The 23,851-nt window shown below is 73.3% G+C and carries 21 protein-coding genes; 13 read left to right on the top strand and 8 right to left on the bottom strand.

Features of this window, described 5'->3' with window-relative positions; all coding sequences use genetic code 11:
• Positions 1–5 precede the first annotated feature (5 nt).
• Complete coding sequence (locus ACGIF2_RS11080; RefSeq protein ID WP_396046538.1) at positions 6–470, bottom strand: hypothetical protein; 465 nt, start codon at positions 468–470, stop codon at positions 6–8.
• Positions 471–713: 243 nt separating this feature from the next.
• Between ACGIF2_RS11080 and ACGIF2_RS11085 the strand changes: the two genes are divergently transcribed.
• The 4 genes from ACGIF2_RS11085 (at position 714) to ACGIF2_RS11100 (ending at position 7,547) form a co-directional block, all read left to right on the top strand.
• On the top strand, positions 714–1,523 hold the full coding sequence (locus tag ACGIF2_RS11085; RefSeq protein WP_396046540.1) for an ABC transporter ATP-binding protein: 810 nt from the start codon (positions 714–716) through the stop codon (positions 1,521–1,523).
• Positions 1,523–4,093 (top strand): FtsX-like permease family protein, encoded by a 2,571-nt coding sequence (locus ACGIF2_RS11090; RefSeq protein WP_396046542.1) that lies wholly within the window; start codon positions 1,523–1,525, stop codon positions 4,091–4,093. The genes ACGIF2_RS11085 and ACGIF2_RS11090 overlap by 1 nt, the downstream gene beginning before the upstream one ends.
• A 101-nt stretch (positions 4,094–4,194) precedes the next feature.
• The gene (locus ACGIF2_RS11095; RefSeq protein ID WP_396046544.1) at positions 4,195–4,974 is read left to right on the top strand and encodes an ABC transporter ATP-binding protein; all 780 of its coding nucleotides are present in this window, start codon (positions 4,195–4,197) and stop codon (positions 4,972–4,974) included.
• The gene (locus ACGIF2_RS11100) at positions 4,974–7,547 is read left to right on the top strand and encodes an ABC transporter permease (RefSeq protein WP_396046546.1); all 2,574 of its coding nucleotides are present in this window, start codon (positions 4,974–4,976) and stop codon (positions 7,545–7,547) included. Before ACGIF2_RS11095 ends, ACGIF2_RS11100 begins: the two co-directional genes overlap by 1 nt.
• On the opposite strand, the gene ACGIF2_RS11105 is transcribed toward ACGIF2_RS11100, so the two are convergent.
• Both ACGIF2_RS11105 and ACGIF2_RS11110 read right to left on the bottom strand, forming a co-directional pair.
• Positions 7,538–8,077, bottom strand: a complete 540-nt coding sequence (locus tag ACGIF2_RS11105) for an amidohydrolase family protein (protein WP_396046814.1) — start codon at positions 8,075–8,077, stop codon at positions 7,538–7,540. The two genes, ACGIF2_RS11100 and ACGIF2_RS11105, sit on opposite strands and share 10 nt — an antisense overlap.
• Positions 8,074–9,522 carry an MFS transporter gene (locus ACGIF2_RS11110; protein ID WP_396046548.1) on the bottom strand — a complete coding sequence of 483 codons (1,449 nt, stop codon included), beginning with the start codon at positions 9,520–9,522 and terminating at the stop codon, positions 8,074–8,076. The genes ACGIF2_RS11105 and ACGIF2_RS11110 overlap by 4 nt, the downstream gene beginning before the upstream one ends.
• Positions 9,523–9,669: 147 nt before the next feature.
• Here ACGIF2_RS11110 and ACGIF2_RS11115 point away from each other — a divergent pair, with 147 nt between their 5' ends.
• From ACGIF2_RS11115 to ACGIF2_RS11135, 5 genes are all read left to right on the top strand, one after another.
• Positions 9,670–10,437, top strand: coding sequence for a DUF4190 domain-containing protein (locus ACGIF2_RS11115; protein WP_396046550.1), 768 nt, complete (start codon positions 9,670–9,672; stop codon positions 10,435–10,437).
• 129 nt (positions 10,438–10,566) lie between these two features.
• On the top strand, positions 10,567–11,034 hold the full coding sequence (locus ACGIF2_RS11120) for an NfeD family protein (RefSeq protein ID WP_396046552.1): 468 nt from the start codon (positions 10,567–10,569) through the stop codon (positions 11,032–11,034).
• Positions 11,035–11,159: 125 nt separating this feature from the next.
• On the top strand, positions 11,160–12,638 hold the full coding sequence (locus tag ACGIF2_RS11125) for an SPFH domain-containing protein (protein WP_396046554.1): 1,479 nt from the start codon (positions 11,160–11,162) through the stop codon (positions 12,636–12,638).
• 94 nt (positions 12,639–12,732) lie between these two features.
• Positions 12,733–13,422 (top strand): DUF2993 domain-containing protein, encoded by a 690-nt coding sequence (locus tag ACGIF2_RS11130; protein WP_396046556.1) that lies wholly within the window; start codon positions 12,733–12,735, stop codon positions 13,420–13,422.
• Position 13,423: 1 nt separating this feature from the next.
• Complete coding sequence (locus ACGIF2_RS11135; protein ID WP_396046557.1) at positions 13,424–14,143, top strand: M50 family metallopeptidase; 720 nt, start codon at positions 13,424–13,426, stop codon at positions 14,141–14,143.
• 157 nt (positions 14,144–14,300) lie between these two features.
• Here the strand turns inward: ACGIF2_RS11135 and ACGIF2_RS11140 are convergent, their stop codons facing one another.
• Both ACGIF2_RS11140 and ACGIF2_RS11145 read right to left on the bottom strand, forming a co-directional pair.
• Positions 14,301–16,235, bottom strand: coding sequence for a heavy metal translocating P-type ATPase (locus ACGIF2_RS11140; RefSeq protein WP_396046559.1), 1,935 nt, complete (start codon positions 16,233–16,235; stop codon positions 14,301–14,303).
• Positions 16,236–16,287: 52 nt separating this feature from the next.
• Positions 16,288–16,998, bottom strand: coding sequence for an HNH endonuclease family protein (locus ACGIF2_RS11145; protein ID WP_396046561.1), 711 nt, complete (start codon positions 16,996–16,998; stop codon positions 16,288–16,290).
• A gap of 99 nt (positions 16,999–17,097) precedes the next feature.
• Between ACGIF2_RS11145 and ACGIF2_RS11150 the strand changes: the two genes are divergently transcribed.
• Positions 17,098–18,087: a TIGR03557 family F420-dependent LLM class oxidoreductase gene (locus ACGIF2_RS11150; RefSeq protein ID WP_396046563.1), complete on the top strand. Its 990-nt coding sequence runs from the start codon at positions 17,098–17,100 to the stop codon at positions 18,085–18,087.
• A gap of 101 nt (positions 18,088–18,188) precedes the next feature.
• Entirely contained in the window at positions 18,189–18,557 is a 369-nt protein-coding gene (locus ACGIF2_RS11155; protein ID WP_396046565.1) for a hypothetical protein, read from the top strand.
• Between the two features lie 19 nt (positions 18,558–18,576).
• On the opposite strand, the gene ACGIF2_RS11160 is transcribed toward ACGIF2_RS11155, so the two are convergent.
• Positions 18,577–19,800 carry an exonuclease domain-containing protein gene (locus ACGIF2_RS11160; RefSeq protein WP_396046567.1) on the bottom strand — a complete coding sequence of 408 codons (1,224 nt, stop codon included), beginning with the start codon at positions 19,798–19,800 and terminating at the stop codon, positions 18,577–18,579.
• A gap of 273 nt (positions 19,801–20,073) precedes the next feature.
• Between ACGIF2_RS11160 and ACGIF2_RS11165 the strand changes: the two genes are divergently transcribed.
• On the top strand, positions 20,074–20,706 hold the full coding sequence (locus ACGIF2_RS11165) for a hypothetical protein (RefSeq protein WP_396046569.1): 633 nt from the start codon (positions 20,074–20,076) through the stop codon (positions 20,704–20,706).
• A gap of 90 nt (positions 20,707–20,796) precedes the next feature.
• Here ACGIF2_RS11165 and ACGIF2_RS11170 read toward each other — a convergent pair whose 3' ends face one another.
• Positions 20,797–21,729, bottom strand: coding sequence for an FKBP-type peptidyl-prolyl cis-trans isomerase (locus tag ACGIF2_RS11170; RefSeq protein ID WP_396046571.1), 933 nt, complete (start codon positions 21,727–21,729; stop codon positions 20,797–20,799).
• A 151-nt stretch (positions 21,730–21,880) separates the two neighbouring features.
• On the opposite strand from ACGIF2_RS11170, the gene ACGIF2_RS11175 reads away from it, so the two are divergent.
• Complete coding sequence (locus tag ACGIF2_RS11175) at positions 21,881–23,308, top strand: amino acid permease (RefSeq protein ID WP_396046573.1); 1,428 nt, start codon at positions 21,881–21,883, stop codon at positions 23,306–23,308.
• Positions 23,309–23,317: 9 nt separating this feature from the next.
• Here ACGIF2_RS11175 and ACGIF2_RS11180 read toward each other — a convergent pair whose 3' ends face one another.
• Positions 23,318–23,755: an ATP-binding protein gene (locus ACGIF2_RS11180; protein WP_396046575.1), complete on the bottom strand. Its 438-nt coding sequence runs from the start codon at positions 23,753–23,755 to the stop codon at positions 23,318–23,320.
• Positions 23,756–23,851 lie beyond the last annotated feature (96 nt).

The raw sequence follows: 23,851 nt of genomic DNA on the forward strand, positions 1-23,851 counted from the left end.
CGGCGTCACCACGTCCAGCCGCGCTCGGCGAGCTCGACCTCCTTGCGGAACCGCTCCTGCGGGTCGCCCTTGGCCCGGTTGCGGAGCTCGAGCCCGGCCAGCTCGCACGCCTCGGTGAGCAGGTCGTCGTACGCGAGCTGGGTCGCGATGAGCCGCTCGGCCCGGGCGATCGAGCGCGGCTCCTCCTCGATCGTGCGGGCCAGGTCGGCGACCTTGCCGAGGCGCGTCTGGACGCGCAGCGCGAGGAACGGGTCGGGCAGCTCGTCCTCGCCCGCGTCGGGGCGCCCGTTGAGGTGCGCGCCCTTCGCGCGGCGCCGGCGGTGCGGGCGGATCCTGCGCCACCCCGAGCCGATCCAGCGCGCGAGACGGCGGCGCCACCGCGGCGTCTCGTCCGGGCTGGGGAACAGGACCCACAGCAGCAGGAAGAACACCGTCGGGACGAGGAGGACGAGCACAAGCGACCACGGCATCTGCGGAACCTCTTACCCGAGACATTCGGAGCCACACCCTCGTGCCCCTCCAGGTTAGGCACGGAATGTGAGATGGGCCACACGCCGCCACCGGGTGCGGCGTCCTCCGTGAGGAGGGGTGCCCCCTGAGTCCCCCCGGGGGTTTCTCGGGGTGGGATCAGGGCGATAACGGATCGTGCGCACGCCTGCGACCAGGCACGATGCATGTGACAGATGAAGAGTGACCCCAGGATGGGAAGACACATGAACTCCGCCCCGACTGGCGAGCCCCAGGCCGCCGGCTCCCGCGACACCTCGACGGCGCCCATCGCGCGCGCCCGTGGACTGGTCAAGACGTACGGCGCCGGTGAGACGGCTGTGCAGGCGCTCGCGGGCATCGACGTCGACCTGGGACGCGGGCAGCTCACCGCGATCATGGGTCCGTCGGGATCGGGCAAGTCGACGCTCATGCACTGCCTGGCGGGGCTCGACCGGCCCACCGCCGGGTCGATCGAGGTCGACGGCGAAGAGGTCGGCCAGATGAACGAGCGCCAGCTGACCAAGCTGCGCCGGACCCGCCTCGGGTTCATCTTCCAGGCGTTCAACCTGGTGCCCACCCTGACGGCGGCGGAGAACATCACGCTGCCGCTCGACATCGCCCGCAAGCCTGTGGACCGCGCGCACTTCGACGCCGTGATCGACGCCGTGGGTCTGCGCGACCGCCTGAGCCACAAGCCCGGCGAGCTCTCGGGCGGCCAGCAGCAGCGCGTCGCGTGCGCGCGGGCCCTCGTGTCGCGCCCCGCGGTCGTGTTCGCCGACGAGCCCACGGGCAACCTCGACTCGACGTCCGCCGCCGAGGTGCTGGGCTTCCTGCGTCGTTCGGTCGACGAGCTGGGCCAGTCCGTCGTCATGGTCACGCACGACCCGACTGCCGCGTCCTACGCGCACCGCGTGCTGTTCCTGGCCGACGGGCGCCTGGTCGCCGAGCTCGCCGACCCGACGCCGGCGACCGTGCTCGAGACCCTGGGTGCCATCACCGCTCGCACGCGCGAGTCCGCCCCGGCAGCCCTCTGATGGGGCGGGTCGCGCTGCGCGGCATCCGCGCACACCTGGTCCGCTTCCTGCTCTCCCTGCTTGCTGTCGCGCTCGGCGTCTCGTTCATCGCGGGGACCTTCTCGCTGCGCACCATGCTGTCGTCGACCTTCACCGGGATCGTCGACGCGTCGATGACCGCTGACGCGTACGTGCGCGGCGCCGACGACGCTGCCCGCGCGACGGCCTCGGGCTCCACGGTGGGCGAGACCCGCAACCGGTTGCCCCTCTCGCTCGCGGACGATCTCGCGAAGGTCGACGGCGTCAAGGAGGCGCTGCCGGACGTGAACGGCCTGATCGTGCTGGTCGGCGCCGACGGGACGGCCGTCCAGTCGACCCAGGCGCCGAGCCTGGGGCTGGTCCTCTACCCGAACGACCCCTCGTACGAGGTCATCGACGGCCGTGCCCCCGAGGGGCCCGGCGAGGTCGCGCTCGAGATGGCGACCCTCGAGTCGTCCGGCCTGAAGATCGGCGACACCACGCGCGTGGTGATCTCCGGGGAGATCCGCGAGGTCGAGATCACGGGTGAGGTCGACCCCGGCGGCCCGATGGCCGGCGCCACGATGGTCTTCGTCGACCCGGCGACGGCCCGTGCCGAGTTCGCCCCTGACGGGATGGTCGAGACGATCTCGATCTTCGGCGAGGAAGGCGTCTCGGAGGAGACCCTCGTCGCGAACCTGTCCACGGTGACCGACGCCGCGAGCGTCCCCGCGGAGGCCGTGACCGGTACCGAGCTGCGTGAGGCCGGCCGGGCGGACATCGAGGGCCAGCTCGGCTTCATCTCCACGTTCCTGCTGGTCTTCGCCTCGATCTCGCTGTTCGTGGGCGCCTTCATCATCGCCAACACCTTCTCGATGTCGGTGCGTCAGCGCATGCGCGAGTTCGCGCTGCTGCGTGCCGTGGGTGCCTCGCCGCTGCAGGTCTTCGCCTCGATCCTGCTGCAGGCGGCAGTGGTCGGGATCATCGGCTCGGCGCTGGGCGTCGCGGGTGGGCTGGGCCTCGTCTCGGGCCTGCGCGTGATGTTCGAGTCGATGGGCATGAGCCTGGGCAGCGACATCCCCCTGGACACCTCCACGGTGGTCATCTCGCTGGTCGTGGGCACCGTCGTGAGCGTCGCTGCGGCGTTCGTGCCGGCCCGTCGGGCGGCGCTCGTGCCCCCGGTCGAGGCCATGCGGGACGACGTCGCGCAGACCGACCGCTCGCTGCGCGTGCGGGCCATCTCGGGCACGGTCCTCGCGGGCCTCGGCGCCGCGGCGGTCGTGGTGGCTGCGGTGCGGCCCGAGTCCGACGCCGCCGAGCCGCTTCTCGCGTGCGGTGCCGTGGGCGTGGTGATCGGGATGCTGCTGCTGGCCCCCGTCATCGCACGCGCCACCCTGGGCGTGCTCGCGGTGCCGTTCGTCGCACTGGTCAGGCCCGTGGGGCGGCTCGCGCGGGCCAACGTGGTGCGCAACCCGCGCCGCACCGCCAACACCGCCGGTGCGCTGATGATCGGCATGGCGCTCGTCGGCGGGGCATCGGTCCTGGCCGCGTCGACCCAGGTGTCGCTGGGCTCGATGATCGAGAACGAGGCCACGGCCGACTTCATCATGGAGGGCGGGACGTCCACGGCGATCCCCGAGCAGGCGCTGGCCGAGGTCCGCGCGCTGCCCGAGGTCGAGGCGGCCGACCCGCTGTACTTCGGGATGTTCCTCGTGGGTGAGCCGGGCTCGACCCCTGACGCCGACTCCGCGACGAGCGTGCTGGGGACCGATCCAGCCACCTTCGAGCGCAGCCTGAAGGTCGAGGAGGACGAGGGCGACCTCGTCGCCGCCCTCGGTTCCGGTCAGATCGCGCTCCAGAGCGAGTACGCCGAGTCCCAGGGCTGGGGCGTGGGCGACGAGCTGACGTTCGTGGGCGACGCCGGGACGGCGACCCTGACCGTCGGGTCGGTGTTCACGTCGCACGCGCTCGGAACGTCGATCGCGATGCCCGACGACGTGTTCGACGAGCTCATCCCGGCCACGAAGCGGGTGCTCGCCAACGTCTTCGTGACGTCGGCCGACGTGCCGGCGGCGCAGGTCCGTGAGGCGCTCACGACCACGCTCTCGCCGTACATCGTGGTCTCGGTGCAGGACTCCGACGAGTTCGTGGCCAGCATCGCCGACCAGGTGAACCAGATGCTCACCGTGCTGTACGCGCTGCTCGGCCTGTCGATCATCATCGCCGTGCTGGGCATCGTGAACACGCTGGCCCTGTCGGTCATCGAGCGGACCCGTGAGATCGGTCTGCTGCGGGCCGTGGGGCTCGGACGGCTGCAGCTCTCGGGCACCGTCACGATCGAGTCGGTGCTGACGGCGGTGTTCGGGACGGTCGTGGGTCTCGGTGTCGGTGTCGCGCTCGCGGCCGTGGTGCCCCGCGTCTACCAGGACTCGGGTCTCACCACGCTGGCGATCCCGTGGGGCAGCCTCGTCGCGATGCTGGTGCTCGCGGTGGTCGTCGGTGTGCTGGCCGCCCTCTGGCCCGCCTCCCGAGCCGCCCGCCTCCCCGTCCTCGACGCGGTCAGCTACGAATAACCTCCACCCCACCCATCGATCGCCGAGATAGAGCCGTCGCGCCGAGGTAGAGCCCTTGAGGGCTCTACCTCGGCGCTCGCGCTCTCTCTCGGCGAGGGGGGTTGGGCTCTACCTCGGCGGAGCGGGGGTGGTGCTTCTACGGTGGGGTGGTGGACGCGATCGTGCGGGCGCGGGGGCTCGTCAAGACGTACGGGACGGGGGAGACGGCGGTGCGCGCGCTGGCGGGCATCGACGTCGAGCTCGGGCGTGGGCAGCTGACGGCGATCATGGGTCCGTCGGGATCGGGCAAGTCGACGCTCATGCACTGCATGGCGGGGCTCGACCGGCCCACCGAGGGGTCGATCGAGGTCGACGGCGACGAGGTCGGCCAGATGAACGAGCGCCAGCTGACGAAGCTGCGCCGCACCCGGCTCGGGTTCGTGTTCCAGGCCTACAACCTCGTCCCGACCCTCACGGCGGCGGAGAACATCACGCTGCCGCTCGACATCGCCCGCAGGCCCGTGGACCGCGAGTTCTTCGCGACGGTCGTCGACGCGATCGGGCTCGGCGACCGGCTGGACCACAAGCCCGCCGAGCTCTCGGGCGGCCAGCAGCAGCGCGTCGCGTGCGCGCGGGCCCTCGTGTCGCGGCCCGCGGTGGTCTTCGCGGACGAGCCCACCGGCAACCTCGACTCCGGATCGGCGGCCGAGGTGCTGGGCTTCCTGCGGCGCTCGGTCGACGACCTCGGCCAGTCGGTGGTCATGGTCACGCACGACCCGACCGCGGCGTCGTCCGCGCACCGGGTCGTGTTCCTGGCCGACGGGCGGCTCGTGGGTGAGCTCGTCGACCCGACCCCCGCCACCGTGCTCGACGCGCTCGCGCCCCGGCCCCCGGCCCCCTGATGCTGCGGGTCGCGCTGCGCGGCATCCGCGCCCACCTGGTCCGTTTCGTGCTGTCGGTGCTCGCCGTGGCGCTGGGCGTCGCGTTCGTGGCGGGCACGTTCGCGCTGCGCACCATGCTGTCCTCGACGTTCGACGGCATCATCGCGTCGTCGATGCGCGGCGACGCGTACGTGCGCGGTGCGGATCGCGCACCCGGGGAGTCGACGATCGGCGCGGAGTCCTCCGACGCGCGCAACCAGGTGCCGCTCAGCCTGGTCGAGTCGATCGAGGGCGTCGAGGGGGTGAGCGCCGCGCTGCCGGACCTGACCGGTCCCGCGGTGCTCGTCGGTGCCGACGGCACGGCCGTGCAGAGCACCCAGGCGCCGAGCTTCGCGCTCGTGCTCTACCCGCAGTCGCGCGGGGTCGAGCTGCTGGCGGGCCACCTGCCCGAGCAGGGCGACCAGGTCGCGCTCGAGCACTCGACGCTCGAGGCGTCGGGCCTGGCGCTGGGCGACACCACCACGGTGGTGCTGGGCGGGCAGCTGCAGCAGGTGCAGGTGGTCGGTGACGTCCAGGCGGTCGGCATGGCGGCGGGCGCGACGCTCGTCTACGTCGACCCCGCGACGGGTCGGGCGCTGTTCGCCCCCGACGGCAAGGTGGCGACGATCGCCGTGAACGGCGAGCGGGGCGTGAGCGAGCAGACGCTCGTGGACCGCCTCGAGCCCGTGGTGCGGGCCGCCGCCCCGCCCGACGCGCCCGCCCAGGCGGTCACGGGTGACGCGGCGCGCGCCGAGAGCCGTGCGGCGATCGAGGCGGTGCTCGGCTTCGTGCTGACGTTCCTGCTGGTCTTCGCGGCGATCTCGCTGTTCGTGGGCGCGTTCATCATCGCGAACACGTTCTCGATGTCGGTGCGCCAGCGGATGCGCGAGTTCGCTCTGCTGCGCGCCGTGGGCGCGTCACCGGCCCAGGTCTTCGCCTCGATCCTGCTGCAGGCCGCCGTGGTGGGCGTGATCGGCTCGGCGCTCGGTGTGGTCGGCGGGCTCGCGCTCGTCGAGGTGCTGCGGCTCGTGCTGCGGGGAGCGGGGATGAACCTGGCGGGGAGCATCCCGCTCGACGCCCAGACCGTGACGGTCTCGCTGCTGGTGGGCACGCTCGTGAGCATCGTGGCCGCGTACGTCCCGGCCCGCCGGGCCGCGCTCGTCCCCCCGGTCGAGGCGATGCGCGACGAGACGACGGTCCCGGAGAGGTCGCTGCGCCGCCGCGCGATCACGGGGTCGGTGCTCGGCGTGCTGGGCGTGGCCGGGGTCGTCGCGGCCGTGCTGCGGCCGAGCGCCGACCGCGCACCGCAGCTGCTGGGCTACGGCGCGGCGGGGGTCGTGCTCGGCATGGTGCTGCTGTCACCGGTGATCGCGCGCGCGAGCATCGGGGTGCTCGCGGTGCCGTTCGTCGCGGCGTTGCGTCCCATCGGGCGCCTGGCCCGCGGGAACGTGGTGCGCAACCCGCGCCGCACGGCGAACACCGCAGGCGCCCTGATGATCGGCATGGCCCTGGTCGGGGCGGCTGCCGTGATCGCGTCGTCGACCACGGCGTCGACGCGCGCGATCGTCGCGCGCGAGGCCACGACGGACTTCATCCTCTCCACGCCCGCCTCGGGCACGATCCCGATCGACGCCGTCACCGCGGTCCGCGCCCTGCCCGACGTCGCCGCGGCCGACGCGTTCTACGCGGGTCAGGTGCTCGTGCACCGGGGCGGCGGGGACCAGTCGTCGGCGTTGCTCGCCGGCATCGACCCCGCGACGGTCGGGCGCAGCCTGCAGGTCGAGGACGTCGACGGCGACCTGCGCACGGCGCTCGCGGCGGGTGAGGTCGCGGTGCAGCGCGGCACCGCGAAGGACGAGGGGTGGGCCGTGGGCGACCGGTTGACGCTCGTGGGCGCCTCGGGCGAGCGCGAGCTGCGGGTCGGTGCCGTGATCGACTCGTCGGCCATCCCCGCGCCGCTCGTGGTGTCGCCCACCGACTTCGACGCGCTCGTGCCCGCGACCGCGCGCACGATCCCCACCGTCTTCGTGACCGCCACGCCCGGCACCGACCTGCACGAGCTGCGCGACCAGCTCACGCAGGCCGTCAAGCCGTTCGTCGTGGTCTCGGTGCTCGACACCGACCAGTTCGTCGCGGGGCTCGCCGACCAGGTCAACCAGGTGCTCGTGATCCTCTACGCGCTGCTCGGCCTCTCGGTGGTGATCGCGGTGCTCGGCATCGTCAACACCCTCGCCCTGTCGGTGATCGAGCGGACCCGGGAGATCGGGCTGCTGCGGGCCGTCGGGCTCGGGCGGCTCCAGCTCGCCGGGACCGTGACGATCGAGTCGGTGCTCACGGCGGTGTTCGGCACCGTCGTGGGCCTCGCGGTGGGTGTCGCGCTCGCCTCGACCATGCCCACCGTGTTCGCCGACGACGGGCTGAGCGACCTGGGCATCCCGTGGGCGAGCCTGGCCGCGATGGTCGTGCTCGCGGTCGTCGTGGGTGTGCTCGCGGCGGTGTGGCCCGCGATCCGGGCGGCCCGGCTGCCGGTGCTCGACGCCGTCAGCTACGAGTAGCCGTCGCGGCGACCAGGTGGAGAGCTGGTCGGGGAGCTCTCGGTCGACGAGGCGCGCTGGTCCCGCAGACGAGGCAGCAGGTGCTGGGCGTTGCGCCAGCTGATCGCGGCGCGCTCATCGGCGGTGAGGTGGTCGGCGGTGCGGATGGCCACCGCGCCGGCTTCTGACTGCGCGAGGGCGTAGGGCCTGTCGCTGCCGAAGACGACGTGGTCCAGGCCGATCACGTCACGGAGGAGGTCGAGGACCGGCTGCTCGAAGGCGAGGGCGGTGTCCCAGTACAGGCGGCGGAGCTGCTCGCGGGCGCTGCCGCGCTCCTCGGCTCCCGGTACCACCGCGAGCGAGTCGAGCTGGTCGAAGCGTTGGGCGAGGTAGGGGATCGTGCCGCCTGCGTGGGACAGCACGTACCTCACGGCGGGGGTGCGGGCGAACGTGTTGGAGTAGTGCAGGCGCGTCACGGCGCGGGTGGTGTCGACGACGACGTGGGTCCATGCGTCGGCAACGCGGAGAGCCGAGCAGCGCGGTCGGGTCAGCCCAGGTCGTCCGTGGCGACCACGCCCTCGGCGCCGTGCTCGACGCCCCGGATCCGCGAGCTCCGGGCACCGGTCTGGACCCTGCCCGCGAGCAGCATCGCGACGAGCGAGATGCCCGCCGCGACCGCGAAACCGGCGAGGAACGCGCTGTCGGCAGCGGTCCCGCCGAGCATCGTGAACAGCGTGCCGCCGAGCGCGAGGGTCGTCGCGCTGGCGACCGCGTCCATCGTCTGCAGCGCCGAGCTGTTGGCCCCCTGCTCGGCGGGCGGCGACAGCTGCAGCGTGAGGATCGACGTCGTGGGCATCGCCACGCCGATCCCGAACCCGGCGAGCGCCCACCCGGCATACCCGACCGCCACGGGTACCGACGGCGAGATGAGCAGCGCGACCACGACGATGCCCACCCCCATCACCAGTGCACCGCCGCCCAGGAACACCGTGTCCGGCACCGTGACCGCACGGCCCCGGACCCACGAGCCGAGCGACCACGTGACCGCGGCGAACGTGAGGACCGCCCCCGCGGCCGACGGGCTCAGGCCGTGGCGCGTCTGCAGCAGCAGCGGCAAGAACACCTCGGCGCCGAAGAACGCGGCGCTCAGCAGCCCGCGCAGCAGGATCGCAGTCGGCAGCCCCCGCCGGGCGCGCAGCGTCCCCACCGGCAGCAGCGGCGGCAGGCCGACGGCCAGCCCGACCGCGGCCAGCACCACCCACACCACGGCCGACCCGCCGGGCTGCTGGCCGCCGTGGTGCAGCGCGAGCACCGCGACGGCGGTCAGCACCGAGAGGGGGGCGAGGTTGCCGGGCGCGCGCCGACCGGTCGCGGTCGAGGCCGCCGTGCTCGGCACCGGGCCCAGCCCGCGCAGCGCGGGCCGGACCGCGAGCAGGGCCAGGACCGCGAGGGCCGGGACGGAGAGGAACACCCACCGCCACCCGAGGTGCTCGACCACGAGCCCCGCGATGAACGGGCCGACGATCCCCGGCACGACCCACGCCGCGGCGAACGCCGCGAACACCCGGGGCCGCACCAGCGCCGGGTACGCCCGGGCGACCACCACGTACATCGCGACGATCTCGAGCCCCGAGCCGACGCCCTGCACGACGCGCCCCGCCACGAGCATCGGCATGCTCTGCGCGAGGCCCGCGACGACCACGCCCACGACGAACGCCACGACGCCCCACACGAGCGCCGGACCGGGACCGCGCCTGTCCGACCACCGCCCCGCGATCGTCATGCCCACGACGCTCGACGCGATCGGCGCCGCGAACGCCATCGCGTACAACGAGAAGCCGTCGAGGGCCTCGGCGACCGTCGGCATCGCCGTCGAGACGGCCAGCGCCTCGAACGCCGACAGCGTGGCGAGCGCCACCAGCCCGGCCGTCACGATGCGGTGCTCGCCGCGCCACGGGCTGGTCGAGGCCGGGGCGGGGGGCGTGGGGGTGCTCACGATGACTCCAGGTGCAGATCGGGCCGTGCCGCCAGACAGAAGTTCAGGACAGGTCGGACCCCGCTGTGGTTGGGTGTCGCGACCAGCCATCTTCCCCTCGCTGTCGAACGCTTCGCCCCATTTCACCGCGCCGCAGACGGAGACACCGTGACTGACCAGACCCCCGCCGAGCCCGCCCAGCCCGCTGCGCCCACCCTCGCGCCCCCTCTCGGGCCGCCGACGTACGCCCCCGTCCCGGTGGGCACCGACCCGCTGGCGATCGCCGGGCTCGTGTGCGCGTTCCTCGTGTGGCCCGTGGGGCTGGGGCTGTCGATCGCGGCGCTCGTGCGCACGCGCCGGAGCGGTCAGGGTGGCAGGGGTCTGGCGATCGGCGGCATCGTGGTCGCCTCGCTCGGGTTCGTCGGCACGGTCCTGAGCGTCGTCATGCTCGTCCTGGTGGGTGGCCCGCTCTCGGACGCCATCGACGACGAGATGAAGGCGCTCGAGTCGTCGCAGCCCACCGCGACGGCCGCAGAGCCGTCCCCGACCGCGGCCGACGACTCGGCCGCCGCCGGTGAGGCGGTCGAGACCCCGACCGCCGACGGCACGTGGACGGCGCCCGCGACCGCGGCGGGCCTGACGGGTCAGGCGCGTGCGTGCGAGATCCTGTTCTCCGGCGACCCGGAGAGCCTCATGTCGGTGCTCACCGCCGACGACGGCACCGACCCGGAGGGGCTGATCGCGACCGTCGGGCAGATCTTCGACGCCGCCCGGGCCGACCTGGACCCGGCGCTCGCGGCGGACGTCACGACGCTGCAGACGTTGTTCGCCCCCGAGACGTACCTGCTGACCGAGCCCGAGCTCACGGCGGCCACGGAGGCGGGCGACGCCGCCGGCAACCGGCTCGCGGCGGCGTGCGGCGTCGAGCTGGGCTGAGAGCCGGCGCCGTCGGGCCCGGCGGGTCGTCGTCTCTTGCGTCGGACATGACCTGATCGGGGGCTGCCCTTGAGGTGGCGCACCCCGCCATACTGACCGGACGCATCCCCCGCGTCGAAAGCAGCCACCGTGCTCATCTTCTCCGTCATCGGAGGCCTCGGCCTTCTGCTCCTGGTCGTCTCCTTGGTGGTCGGTGAGGTCTTCGAGGAGATCAGCCTCGGCGACGTGGGGCTGTCCGGCTCCGCAATGGGCATCGGTGCCGTCGTGTTCGGCGCGAGCGGGGTCATCGCTGTCGCGAACGACCTGCCGTCGTTCTGGACCTACGTCATCGGCGTGGTGTTCGCGGTGCTCTCGACGGCGGTCGCGCAGCAGTTCATCAACCGGCTCGCGGCGAGCGAGGACGCTCCGCCGCCGCCGCTCGAGGGCGCGTTCGGTGTGCTCACGGCGACGACCGGGCCCGAGGGCGGCGAGGTCCGGCTCGAGGGTGTGCGCGACCTGGAGAGCCGCCTGGCCTGGGCCGACGAGGTGCTCGAGCCCGGGCAGCGCGTCGTCGTGATCGGGGTGTCCGGGTCGCGGGTCCGGGTCTCGAAGGCGTGACCCGCCGACACCTGAGCACCTGCCGCACGGACCTTCGCCCGACCTGGTCGATCTCCTCGACCTGATCGACCGCACGCCCGACCGTCCGCATCGACGAAAGGAGCCCCGGGTCACCGGGGACCACCATGACCGACATCTTCCAAGGGGGTGCCGCGGTCCTCGCGGTCGCCGCCCTCATCATCGCGTTCGTCGCGGTCATCGCCCTCGTCACCAAGCGCATCCGCCGGGTGCCCCCGAACGAGGCGCTCATCATCGTCGGGCGGGGTGCCGGCAAGAACGCCGAGGACACCGGCCAGCGGGTCGTCGTGGGTGGCCGGGTGTTCGTGTGGCCCGTGCTGCAGCAGGGCTTCCCGATCTCGCTCGAGCAGCGCCAGATCGGCATCACGGTCGAGGGTGTGGACCGCAACCGCATCAAGCTCGCGATCAAGGCGTCGATCAACTTCAAGGTCCGCGGTGACGAGGAGGGCGTGCGTCGTGCGGCCCAGCGGTTCCTGTCGCAGCAGGCCACGCTCAACGACGTGATCAAGGAGTCCCTCGAGGGCTCGCTGCGCGCCATCATCGGCGACATGACGATCGAGCAGATCATCTCCGACCGGAAGTCGCTCCAGGACGCGGTCGTCGCCTCGACCAAGGCGGACCTGGCCGAGCAGGGCCTGCAGGTCGACCTGCTCAACATCTCCGACATCTCGACGCCCGGCTCGGACTACCTGGCGAACCTCGGTCGCGCCGAGGCTGCCCGCGCCCGCCAGGTCGCCGAGGTCAAGGAGGCCGAGGCCCAGCAGGTCTCGGAGTTCGCCAAGATCAGCGCGATGGAGCAGATCGCCGAGCGTCAGCGGGACCTCTCGCTCAAGCAGGCCGGCATCAAGGCCGAGACGGACCGCGCCAACGCGAACGCCGACGCGGCAGGTCAGCTGGCCCGCGCCGAGCAGGACCGGCTCGTCGCGACCCAGCAGCGTGAGGCCCTCGCCGAGCAGGCCAAGGTCACGGAGGAGCAGCTCGACATCGATGTGCGCAAGCCCGCCGAGGCCGCGGCGTACGCGGCGGTCCAGCAGGCCAACGCCGAGCGTGACGCCGCGAACGCGGCCACCGAGGCCGACGCGTTCAAGCGCACCCGCATCGCCGAGGCGAACAAGGTCGCCGCGGTGCAGGACGCCGAGGCCGCGGCCGAGGCGACCATCCGTGCGGGCAACGCCGAGCGTGACCGTCAGCTCGCCGAGGCCAAGGCCATCGAGGCCCTGGGTCTCGCGCGTGCCGCGGCCGCCCGGGCCGAGGGCCTGGCCGCCGCCGAGGCGACCAAGGCGCAGGCGGACGCGCTCCGCGAGCAGGGGGCCGCGGTCCTCGCGCAGCAGGTCATCGCGCTCATGCCCGAGATCGTGCGGGCGGCGGCCGAGCCCATGAGCGCGATCGACTCGCTCACCGTCGTCTCGACCGACGGCGCGTCGGCCCTGACGAAGAACGTCGCCCAGGTGCTCAGCGAGGGCCAGGACGTCGTCAGGTCGCTGACCGGTCTGGACCTCAACGCGCTGCTCGGCGGCGTCGCGGGCGGCGCGGTGGCCGGTCTGGTCCAGGGATCGAACCAGGCCGGGAGCGCCCGGCAGAACTGACCACGGGGGCCACGGCCCCACCGACCGACGGGCGCGGGCGTCCGGGACCAGCGTCCCGGCCACCCGCGCCCGTCGGTTTCTCTACGCTGACCCGATGGGAAGACGCGCAGGGATCGTGGCAGTCGTCGTGCTCGTGCTCGTGGTGGTGGCCGCGGTGGTCGTGGACCGCGTCGGGGCGGCGGCCGCCGAACGGCTGGCCAGGGAGAAGGTCGAGCAGCGGCTCGACCTGACGGGCACCCCCGAGATCGACGTGCACGGCTTCCCGTTCCTCACGCAGGTCCTCGCGGGGTCGCTCGACGACGTGACGGGCCACGCCGAGGGGCTCACCGTCGACGGAACGACGCTCACCGACGTGGACGTCTCCGCGCAGGGTGTCAGCACGACCGAGCCGTACGCCGTGCAGCACGTGCAGCTCAGCGCGACGCTGACCACGCAGACCCTCCAGGACCTGGTCCGCGAACGCACCGGGGTCGACGTGGCCGTGGCGGTCGAGGGCGACCAGCTCGTCGCCACCGGGACCGTGCTGGGGCTGCCGCTCGGTGCGCGCCTGTCGCCGCACGCCCAGGACGGGCAGCTGCGCGTCGACGTGACGGACGTGCAGCTGGCCGGCGCGAGCATCGACGTCGACTCGCTGCCGGGGGGTGCGGGCGCGGCGCTGAGCGACCTGACGATCCCGCTCGACTCCCTCCCGGAGGGTGTGACGGTGACCGACGCGCGCGTCGTCGCCCAGGGTGTGCGGCTCACAGCGACCGGGACCGACGTGCTGCTGACGGGCGGTCGCTGACGTGGACGTGGTGCGGGAGATCTGGCGGCACGCGACCACCCCGCAGGGCGCCCCGCCCGACGGCGTCGTCCTGGGGGCGGCCGCGGTGGCGCTCGTCTGCCTCGTGATACCCGTGCTGTGGCACCTGACGCGGCACGTGCTCACGATCGTGCACGAGGGGGCGCACGCCGCGACGGCGGTGCTCACGGGCCGCCGGCTCGCCGGCATCCGCCTGCACTCGGACACGTCGGGGCTGACGCTGTCGGTCGGCAGGCCGCGCGGGCCGGGCATGGTCGCGACGGCGTTCGCCGGCTACGTGGGGCCCGCGCTGCTGGGCCTCGGCGCCGCCTGGCTGCTCAGCCGGGGGTACGCCGTGGGGCTGCTGTGGCTGTTCGTGATCGCTCTGGCGCTGCTGCTGGTGCAGATCCGCAACTGGTACGGCCTGTGGTCGGTGCTCGTGAGCGGGGCGCTGCTGGTGGCGGTCACCTGGTGGGGCAGCGCGGAGGTGCAGTCGGCGTTCGCGTACCTGGTGACGTGGTTCCTGCTGCTCGGTGCGCCGCGCGCTGTGCTCGAGCTGCAGTCCTCCCGGCGGCGCGCCCGGGGGCGGGGGACGTCCGACGCGGACGCTCTCGCGCGGCTCACCCCGTTGCCCGGGATCGTGTGGGTGGGCATCTTCTTCGTGGTGTGCCTCGGGGCGCTCGTGCTGGGGGCGGACTGGCTCGCGGGACCCGTCCTGCGGTAGTCGCGGACACGTGCGCCGCAGGTCAGCCGCAGATTCCGACATTCAGGACGGTTGTCCACAACTGTGGATCACCCTGTTCACGACGAATCACGCGAACTGGTGCACCTGTGGACGGCCGGAGTCCGGACGGGCCGCCCACGGGTCGCCCGCGAGCCGGTCAGGCCGCGCGGGCCAACGCCGTGACCGCGGTGCGCGGGGCGGGGCGGACCTGGTCCGCGGGCTCGCGACGACCGGGTCCCGCAGCCCGCAGCGCCCAGAGGATGGTCGTCAGGTCCACGAGCTCCTGGAGCCCCGCACCGACGATCGCGGGGATCGCGCCGAACGCGGCGAGGACCATGAGGAACAGGCTCAGCCCGACGCCGATGCCGATGGCCTGCATCGCGACGTGGATGGTGCGCTGCCCGATGCTCACGGCCTTCGCGGTCCGGTACACGTCGTCGAGCAGGATCACGACGTCCGCCGACTCGGACGCCGCAGACGAACCCTTGGCGCCCATCGCCACGCCCACGTCGGCGACCGCGAGCACGGGCGCGTCGTTCACGCCGTCACCGACCATCATCACGGGCCGGTCGGGGAGCGCCTCGACCGCCGCGACCTTGTCGGCCGGCAGACAGCTCGCGCGGAACTCGTCGATGCCGAGCGCGTCAGCGACGTAGCGGGCGGTGGCCTCGCCGTCGCCCGTGAGCATCACCGTGTCGCGCACCCCGAGCACGCGCAGCCGGGTGACGGTGTGCAGGGCCTCGGCGCGGACCACGTCGGCGAGCCGCACGGCCCCCGCGTACACCCCGTCGACCGCGAGGTACACGGCCATCTGCCCGGGCTCCAGGTCGATCTCCTGGAACGCGCCCGATCCGGGCTCGCGGTCCGCGACGCTGGCCAGCGACGCGACGCGATCGGCCACGTAGGACGCCTTCCCGACCACCACGGTGCGGCCGTCGACGCGGGCGCTGACCCCGTGGCCCGCGCTCTCGCGCACGTGCTGCGCGGGGCTCAGCGTCGCCCCCCGGCCGGTCGCGGCAGCGACGATCGACGCGGCGAGCGCGTGGTTCGAGTACTGCTCGACGCTCGCCGCCAGCCGCAGCAGCTCGTCGGGCGTCACGCCGTCGTGCGGGACCACGTCGACGACCTCGGGTGAGCCGTACGTGAGGGTCCCCGTCTTGTCGAACGCGACGGTGCGGATGCGGGCGAGCTTCTCGAGCGTCCCGCCGTTCTTGACGATGATGCCGTTCTTCGACGAGCGCGACATGCCGGCCATGAACGCCACGGGGGTCGCGATGAGCAGCGGGCACGGGGTCGCGACCACGAGCACCTCGGCGAAGCGCAACCCCTCGCCCGAGACCGCCCAGGCGACCCCGGCGATCACGAACGCGACGAGCGTGAACGGCACCGCGACCCGGTCCGCGAGCCGCACGAACGGAGCCTTGGAACGGGCGGCCTCCTGCACCAGGGCCACGATCCGCTGGTACTGCGAGTCGGCCGCGGCGGCCGTCGCGCGCACCCGGATCCCCGCCGACCCGTTGACCGATCCCGAGAGCAGCGCGTCGCCCTCGACGTGCTCGACGGGCATCGACTCGCCCGTGAGCGACGACTCGTCGAACGTCGCCGCAGGGGAGAGCAACGTGCAGTCGACGGGCACGAGCTCGCCGGGCTTGACCACCAGCTCGTCGCCCGGCCGGACGTCGTCGATGGGGACGTCGGCCACCGTGCCGTCGGCCGTCAGGCGGTGCGCGGTCTGCGGGGCACCCGCGAGCAGCGCGCTCAGCTCGCGTCGCGCCCGGCCCGCGGCGAAGTCCTCGAGGGCCTCCCCGCCGGTGAGCATGAGCACGACCAGGAGCGCCGCCCAGTACTGCCCCACGACCACCGTCGAGACGATCGCGGTGACTGCGAGCACGTCGATGCCCCAGGCTCCGTGCCGGATCTCCTTGAGCATGTCCCAGGCCTGGACCGCCGCCACGAGCAGGGCGTAGCCGCTGATGACCCACCGTGAGACGTCGTCCTGACCGGCGGCGACGAGCACCCCGCCGACGACGCCCACCACGACGGTGGCGACGACGAGCGGGTAGGTGCGGACGAGCTCGCGGAACCGGTGCATGGTTCTGGTGTACGCCAGCGCTGCAGCCACCGCCAGCAAGGAAAGGCTGCGCTCAGGCTGGTGGGGCGGTGGTGCAGCGGTCGAGCTCGCGGGTCATCGCGTCACGTTCGGCGGCCGTCACCCACAGGCCGTAGGCAGCCTTGACGCGGATCTGGCGCACCACGTACACGCAGCGGAAACCCTTGAGCGGAGGCAGCCAGGTGGCCGCGTCCCCCGCGCCCTTCTGCTGGTTGAGCGGCCCGTCGACAGCCATCAGGTTCGCGGGGTCGTTGGCGAACGCGGTGCGGACCTCGGTGGTCCACTGCTGGGCGCCCTTCTGCCACGCGTCGGACAGCGCGACGACGTGGTCGATCTGCACCTCGGAGCTGCGCTCACCGCGCTCGAACGCGATGGTCGCCCCGCCGTAGGGGTCCACCAGGGTGCCGGTCTGCACCGTGCACCCGTCAGTGCCCTCCTTGAACGTCACGTCGGTCAGGTCACGGCGCAGCACGTCGTTGCGGGTGTCGCAGCCGTTGCGGTCGACGTCGGCCCACGCCTCGCCGAACAGGCTGCGCTCGTACCCCGTGCGCGGGGCGCGGCCCTTGACGGGGAGCGCGTCGAGCTTGGCCCGGGCGTCGGCCAGGTCGGTCGCGGTGACGGGGACGTCGGCACCCGTGTGCTGCTCGTTCCACACCGGCACCCCGACGCCGAGCGCCACGGCGACGATCAGGAGCAGCCACCAGGGCGCCCGGCGGTTCGTTCGGTCTGTCGTGGTTCTCGGCACGGGCGCACGTTGCCACATCCCGCCCACAGGTTGCACGCAGGTCAGTGCGTGGCCGGCGCACCGGATGCCCGGGGGGTGCACCGGTGCGAGGCTCGGAGGATGACGCGATTCGGGTACACGCTGATGACCGAGCAGAGCGGGCCACGCGAGCTGGTGCGCTACGCCGTCGCCGCGGACCGGATCGGGTTCGACTTCGAGGCCTCGAGCGACCACTACTTCCCGTGGCTCGAGGCGCAGGGTCACTCGCCGCACGCGTGGTCGGTGCTGGGTGCGGTGGCTCACGCGACGCACGACGTCGAGCTCATGACGTATGTGACGTGCCCGACGATGCGCTACCAGCCGCCGGTGGTCGCGCAGATGGCCGCGACGCTGGCTGTGCTGTCCGAGGGCCGGTTCCTGCTGGGGCTGGGGGCGGGGGAGAACCTCAACGAGCACGTGGTCGGTCAGCGCTGGCCGATGGTCGGGGAGCGCCACGACATGCTCGAGGAGGCGCTCGGGATCGTGCACAAGCTCCTCGCGGGGGAACGGGTGACGTTCGAGGGCACGCACTTCCGGGTCGACTCGGCACAGCTGTGGGACCTGCCCGACGCCCGGGTCCAGATCGGCATCGCCGTCTCGGGCGAGCAGGCGGTGGCCCGGTTCGCGCCCGTCGCCGACCACCTCGTGGCGACCGCGCCCGACCCTGACCTGGTCCGCCGCTGGAGCACGACCCGCCGGTCGATGGGCCTGCCCGTCTCTCGCACGCTCGGGCAGATCCCGATCAGCTGGGACCGGGACCGCGACGCCGCGATCACGCGCGCCTACGAGCAGTTCCGCTGGTTCGGCGGCGGCTGGAAGGTCAACGCGGACCTGCCCACGCCGCAGGCGTTCGAGGCGGCGACCCAGTTCGTGCGGCCCGAGGACGTGGCCCGGGCGATCCCGTGCGGCCCTGACCTCGATGCGATCGTCGCGGCCGTTGCGCCCTACTGGGAGGCGGGGTTCACCGACATCGCGCTCGTGCAGGTGGGTGACGAGAAGCAGCAGGAGTTCCTCGACCTCGCCGCCGGCCCGTTGCTCGACCTGCTGCGGGCCGCGGCACCCGCGGACTGATCCCCGCCGCACAGTCCCACCGCACAGCCGACCGCACAGCCCACCGCACCGCTGCCGCACCGCCGGTCGTCCCGACCGGTCCGACCGAGAGGAACGAGCTCATGGCAGTCCCGGCCTTTCAGGACTTCCCCCTGGCGCCGCGAGACCGCCACTGGGACAGCGCCGTCGCGAACAGGCGGGTGCGGGCGTTCACGCACGCCCAGCAGGGCCCGAACGCGGCCTACCGTGACACGCACCTCTGGTACGACGCGTCCCGCAGGCAGGACTTCACGGCGTACAAGCTGCTGATCGCGGACGTCGTGGACGGCTCGCTCGAGGCGGTGCCGCACGCGATCTTCGCGGCGGCTGCCGTGATCGACGGGTCCCGTGGCGGCATCCGGCTGCCTGCGGCCGACGTCCCGGCGGTCAAGGACCAGCTCGCCCGCTACTACGAGAAGCTCGGCGAGGAGCCGCCGTGGGGGAGCGGGTGAAGCCCGACCCGCGCGTCGGTCAGGCCCGGGCGAGCAGCCCGGCGAACGTGGGCTCGTCGACCACGGGGATGCCGTAGCGGCGGGCGGCCCGCGCCTTGCCGGAGAGCGAGTCGGGATCTGCCGCGACGACGAGCCGGGTGACCTCGGTGACGTGCGGCCAGGGCACGAGCCCCGCGTCGCGCGCGATCCCGCGCCACTCGTCGCGGGGGCGGCCCAGCTCGCCCGTGAACACGACCTGGTCGCCCTCGGCGAGCGCGAACACCGGACGCCGCACCGACATGCCGGCGGGGGCGAGCGCGGCGGTGACGTCGTCGCCGTCGAGGCCCAGGGCCCCGGCGATGCCGTGCAGCTCACCGGCCTCCACACCGCTCAGCCCACGCCCTTCGAGCGCGGCGTCGGCGAGCGCGGCGTGCGCGATCGCGGCGAGGTAGCCGCGGTGCAGCTGGTCGACGTCGGCCCGGCTCAGCCCGATCTCGTGCGCCGCGGCCAGCAGCGACGTGCGCTCGTGCACCGACAGGGCGCGGTCGAGCAGGGCCAGGTCGAGCAGCGCGAGGTACTCGTCGGCGTGCGGCGGGTTCGTGACCCGCGGCAGGCGGTCCGCGAGCGTGGCGAGCCAGTGGTGCGTCGCCCGGCTGTCGCCGCGGTGCACGGGCACCGGACGCGCCGGGACGTCGCTCGGGGGCAGCCACGCGCGGTGCGTGGCGCTCTCGATCGTCGCCGACCACGGGACCTCGGGCTGAACCAGGCTCAGGAAGTGGCGCAGCAGGCCGGCGACGGCCCGGGCGTCGCCCAGCGCCGAGTGCACGCCGTCGTGCCGTACGCCCGCCAGCTCGCAGCACACGGCGAGACCGCGCGACGCGCCCGGGATGTAGGCGCGCGAGAGCTGCATGGTGCACAGGCTGGTCGCGGCGTCGATCTCGAGGGGCAGTCCGGCGCGGGCGAGCTCGGCGGTCAGGAAGCGCACGTCGAACGCGACGTTGTGCCCCACGACGACGCGGTCGGTGAGCAGCCGGGCGACCCACGGGGCCACGTCCGCGAACGCGGGCGCGAGCATCGCGTCGGCTGCCGTGATGCCGTGCACGTGGTGGGGACCCAGGTCGCGCCCGGGGTTGATCAGCGTGCTCCACTCCGACTCGATCTCACCCGAGGCGTCGACGCACACCACGGCGACCTCCACGATGCGGTCGTGGAGCGTGGGCGAGAGCCCGGTGGTCTCGAGGTCGAGGACGGCGTAGCCGGTCATGTGCTCACCCTGGCACTCGTCGGGCGTGACGAACGGGGACGAACGGCCCGGGACGTCCTACGACCTGACCGACCCGGTTGTCCACCCAGTGGACGCCGTCGACTGGGCGCCGAGACCTCTGCCGCAGGTCAGGGCGTTTCGCCCGGAGTGTCGGCGCGCGCGGGTGCTGGCGGGTCCACCAGGATCACCAGGAGGGGCGAGCAGGTGCGGCGGCGGCGCGGCGTCGGCACCGGGACCTGGCACGCCCTGAGGGGACGTGCGTGGACGGGGGCGGTGCAGGTGGACGAGGTCGAGAGCGTCGACGTCGCGGGGATCTGGGGGTCCCAGCTCGACGAGCGGCCACCCCGACGAGCCGGTGGGGGCGGGCTCGGGCCGCGCGGATGGACCCTCGCCGTCGCCGACGTGCTGGCGCCGTGCACCACCTCGACCCACGTGCCGTGGGCGTACCACGACTACCGGCCGTACGGCTCGCAGCGCACCGTGCACGAGGTCAACGGCGACGACGGGCTCGTGCGGTTCGCGGGGCTGGGCGCCGACGCCGCCGGACGCCTGCTCGCGGCCCTCACCGAGGACCAGCTCGCGACCCGTCAGCGCGACTCGCCGACCCTGGGCGCCGTGCTGCGCGCCGCGGTGGTGCACCCCGGCGTGGTCGAGGTGCACGGCTACGCGGTGGGCCCGGCGCGCGAGGACGAGCGGATCACAGCCGAGGGCGTGTTCCTGTACGCGCTGCCGGGGTTGAGCGTGCCCGGGTGGCCCCACGACGGCCCGTGCGACTGCACCGCCCTGTGGGAGGCCGCGCGTGACGGCTACGGCCTGCGCGACGCGCTCGGCATGCCGCAGGAGCTCCAGCGGCGCACCAACCGGTGGCGGCCCGGTGAGCACTGCTGGCTGCTCGCCTGGGACTGACGCGCCCGCGACCGAGCGACCGACCGGACGGCCCCACCGACGACGAGACCCCGGGTGCCGCGAACGGCGCCCGGGGTCTCGCGCGTGCGGTCAGGAGGCCGCGAGGATGTCCACGACGAACACGAGGGTCGAGTTCGCGGGGATCGCGCTCTGGTCCTTGTCGCCGTAACCGAGCGACGGCGGGACCACCAGGAGCACCTGGCTGCCGACCGTCTGGCCGACGAGACCCTGGTCCCAGCCGTCGATGACCTGGCCGCTGCCGATCACCGTGGTGAACGGCGAGGAGCCCCACGACGAGTCGAACGCGGTGCCGTCCCACAGCCAGCCCGAGTAGTGGACGGTCACGGACTGCCCGGCCTCGACCGCCGCGCCGCTGCCCTTGATGAGCGGCTGCACCACGAGCTCGGTGGGGGCGTCGCCCGCGACCGGCGTGATCGACGGCGTGCCGTCCTCGGCGAGCGTCACCGTCGGCAGGCCGTCGGCCGGGGCCACTGCCTCACCCTCGGCACGGTCGGGGACGGTCGTGGCGCTGACGACCTCGATGGCCATGAGCGTGACCGAGTCGGTGCCGGGCACCGCGAGGAGCACGCGGGAGCCGACGTTCTGGTCCATGAGGATGTCGTTGAGGGCGCCGACGATGTTCGCGTCGCCCAGCGTCAGGCTCTCGTGCGAGGCGCCGTAGGTGGTGCCGAGCGTCGTGCCGTCGGCGCCGTTCACGGCGACGTAGTCGACAGCGAGCACCTGCCCGTCCTCGAGTGCCTCGCCCTCGCCCTCCGTCACGACGCGCGCGACGTTGGCGGACACGGTGAACGGCCAGGTGTCGTAGGTGACGGTGGGCTCGGCACCCAGGTCGCCCTCGACCTTGACGGACTCGAGGGCGGCGATGTCCTCCGCGCTCGCGGTGGCCTCGGCGGAGGCCGACGCGGTCGGGGTCTCGGTCGGGTCGTCGGAGCCGCTGCTCCCAGAGCACCCGGCGAGGAGCAGGGCAAGAGCGACAGTTGTCGCTGCGAGTCGTCGGTACACGATGGAGTCCTTCGTGGTTGTCGGTCGTCCCGTCCCGTGGGGCGGCGGACCTGACGACCGTACGCGAAAAGGCTGGGTGTCTGCTGAGTGGGCGGGGTCCCTGGGCACCCAGGCCCGTGTCGGGCCCAGGTCTGGTCGGTAGCCTCACGGGGTGTCATCGACCACAAGCACCACGTCCACGCAGGTCACCGAACAGCTCGGCACCGGGCTGCGGGTGCGGCACCTGACGATGATGGGGCTGGGCTCCGCCGTCGGGGCGGGCCTGTTCCTCGGCGCCGGAGCCGGGATCGGCCTGGCCGGGCCCGCGATCCTCGTGTCCTACGTCGTGGCCGGGGTGCTCGTCGTCCTCGTCATGCGGATGCTCGCCGAGATGGCCGCAGCGCTCCCGTCGAGCGGGTCGTTCTCCACCTACGCGGACGCGGGGATCGGGCGGTGGGCCGGGTTCACGCTCGGCTGGCTGTACTGGGCCACGCTCGTGCTCGTGCTCGGCGTCGAGATCACGGGTGCCTCGCAGATCGTCCAGGGCTGGTTCCCCGCCGTGCCGCAGTGGGTCGTCGCGCTGCTGCTCGTCGTGGCGTTCGCCGTGGTCAACCTGTCGGGGGTGCGCAGCTTCGGGGAGTTCGAGTTCTGGTTCGCCTCGATCAAGGTCGCCGTGATCGTGCTGTTCCTGGTCATCGGCGCGCTGCTGGTGCTGGGGCTGCTGCCCGGCACCGATCCCGTGGGGACGAGCAACCTGCTGGGCCACGGCGGGTTCGCGCCGCAGGGCGTCGGCGGCATCGCCTCGGGCCTGCTCGTGGTCGTGTTCGCGTTCGGCGGGATCGAGATCATCACCATCGCGGCCGCCGAGTCGCAAGACCCCCGCCGGTCGATCGCGGCCGCGGCCCGCAGCGTGGTGTGGCGGATCCTGCTGTTCTACGTCGGCTCGGTCGCCGTCATGGTGCTCGTGCTGCCGTGGGACGCCCCGGAGCTCGTCGCGGGGCCGTTCGTCGCGGTCCTGGGCCTGACGGGCATCCCGGCGCTGCCCCTCGTGATGGAGGTCGTGGTGGTCGTGGCCCTGCTCTCGGCGTTCAACGCGAACGTGTACGGCACGTCCCGGATGGCCTTCTCGCTGGCCCAGCGCGGCGACGGACCGCGCGCCCTGACGCACGTGTCGCGCAGCGGGGTCCCGTCCGCCGCGGTGTGGGTGTCGATCGCGTGCGGCCTCGTGAGCGTGCTGCTCAACTGGCTGCTGCCCGACCAGCTGCTGACGATCCTGCTCAGCGCCGCCGGGGCCTCGCTGATCCTCGTCTGGCTGTTCATCGCCGTCGCCCAGATCCGGCTGCGTCCTCGCCTCGAGCGCGACGGGACGCTGAGCATCCGGATGTGGGGCTACCCGTACCTGTCGTGGGCCACGCTCGCGCTGCTCGTGGGCTTCATGGTGCTGATGCTCACCGACGACGAGGCGCGCGGGCAGCTCGCCGCGGCAGTGGGGCTGTGCGCGGTGCTCGCGGGCGTCTACGCGGCACGCTCGGGGGTCCGCCGTGCCCGCGCCCGACGCACGGGGGCGGCGCTGGTCGACACGGGTCAGCGCCCCGACTGACCGGGCCGCTCAGTCGTCCGTGCGGGCCCGCGGGCTCGGCGCGAGCTCGGACGGGATGTCGCCGTGCGCCAGCTCGAACCACACCGTCTTGCTCTCGACGGTCGAGCCCGGCACCTGGTGGGCCAGCGTGCCCCACCGGGTCGAGAGACGGTCGACGAACATGACGCCTCGCCCCCCGGTCGCGGTCGGCGGCGGGTTGCGCAGTATCGGTTCGGCCCGGGCCCCGTCGGTGACCTCGACGCGGGTGCGTTCCTCGTCGACGTCGACCCGGAGCAGCACGGGCGGGTCCGCGTGCTCGACGGCGTTCGTCACGGCCTCGCTCACGAGCAGCACCAGGAGGTCGAGCGCAGAACCGCCCAGACCCGCCTCGGTCAGCCGTTCGCGGGCCCAGCGGCGCGCGGGTGCGACCGCCGCGGTGTCGGGCTGTATGTGGGTCTCGGCACGCATCCGACTCTCCCCCCTCATCGGGCGCGCCCGGCGCCGGTCAGGCCGTGCACGCATGAACAACCGTCTTGTACGCGCGACCTCCCAGCAACTCGAGAG

This window comes from Cellulomonas sp. P22 (genome assembly GCF_044392165.1).

What these genes read in the sequence shown, in the direction of transcription:
- ACGIF2_RS11080 (WP_396046538.1), bottom strand. Translation starts at nt 470, where the DNA reads ATGCCGTGGTCGCTTGTGCTCGTCCTCCTCGTCCCGACGGTGTTCTTC.
- ACGIF2_RS11085 (WP_396046540.1), top strand. Translation starts at nt 714, where the DNA reads ATGAACTCCGCCCCGACTGGCGAGCCCCAGGCCGCCGGCTCCCGCGAC.
- ACGIF2_RS11090 (WP_396046542.1), top strand. Translation starts at nt 1,523, where the DNA reads ATGGGGCGGGTCGCGCTGCGCGGCATCCGCGCACACCTGGTCCGCTTC.
- ACGIF2_RS11100 (WP_396046546.1), top strand. Translation starts at nt 4,974, where the DNA reads ATGCTGCGGGTCGCGCTGCGCGGCATCCGCGCCCACCTGGTCCGTTTC.
- ACGIF2_RS11125 (WP_396046554.1), top strand. Translation starts at nt 11,160, where the DNA reads ATGACCGACATCTTCCAAGGGGGTGCCGCGGTCCTCGCGGTCGCCGCC.
- ACGIF2_RS11130 (WP_396046556.1), top strand. Translation starts at nt 12,733, where the DNA reads ATGGGAAGACGCGCAGGGATCGTGGCAGTCGTCGTGCTCGTGCTCGTG.
- ACGIF2_RS11140 (WP_396046559.1), bottom strand. Translation starts at nt 16,235, where the DNA reads ATGCACCGGTTCCGCGAGCTCGTCCGCACCTACCCGCTCGTCGTCGCC.
- ACGIF2_RS11150 (WP_396046563.1), top strand. Translation starts at nt 17,098, where the DNA reads ATGACGCGATTCGGGTACACGCTGATGACCGAGCAGAGCGGGCCACGC.
- ACGIF2_RS11155 (WP_396046565.1), top strand. Translation starts at nt 18,189, where the DNA reads ATGGCAGTCCCGGCCTTTCAGGACTTCCCCCTGGCGCCGCGAGACCGC.
- ACGIF2_RS11160 (WP_396046567.1), bottom strand. Translation starts at nt 19,800, where the DNA reads ATGACCGGCTACGCCGTCCTCGACCTCGAGACCACCGGGCTCTCGCCC.
- ACGIF2_RS11180 (WP_396046575.1), bottom strand. Translation starts at nt 23,755, where the DNA reads ATGCGTGCCGAGACCCACATACAGCCCGACACCGCGGCGGTCGCACCC.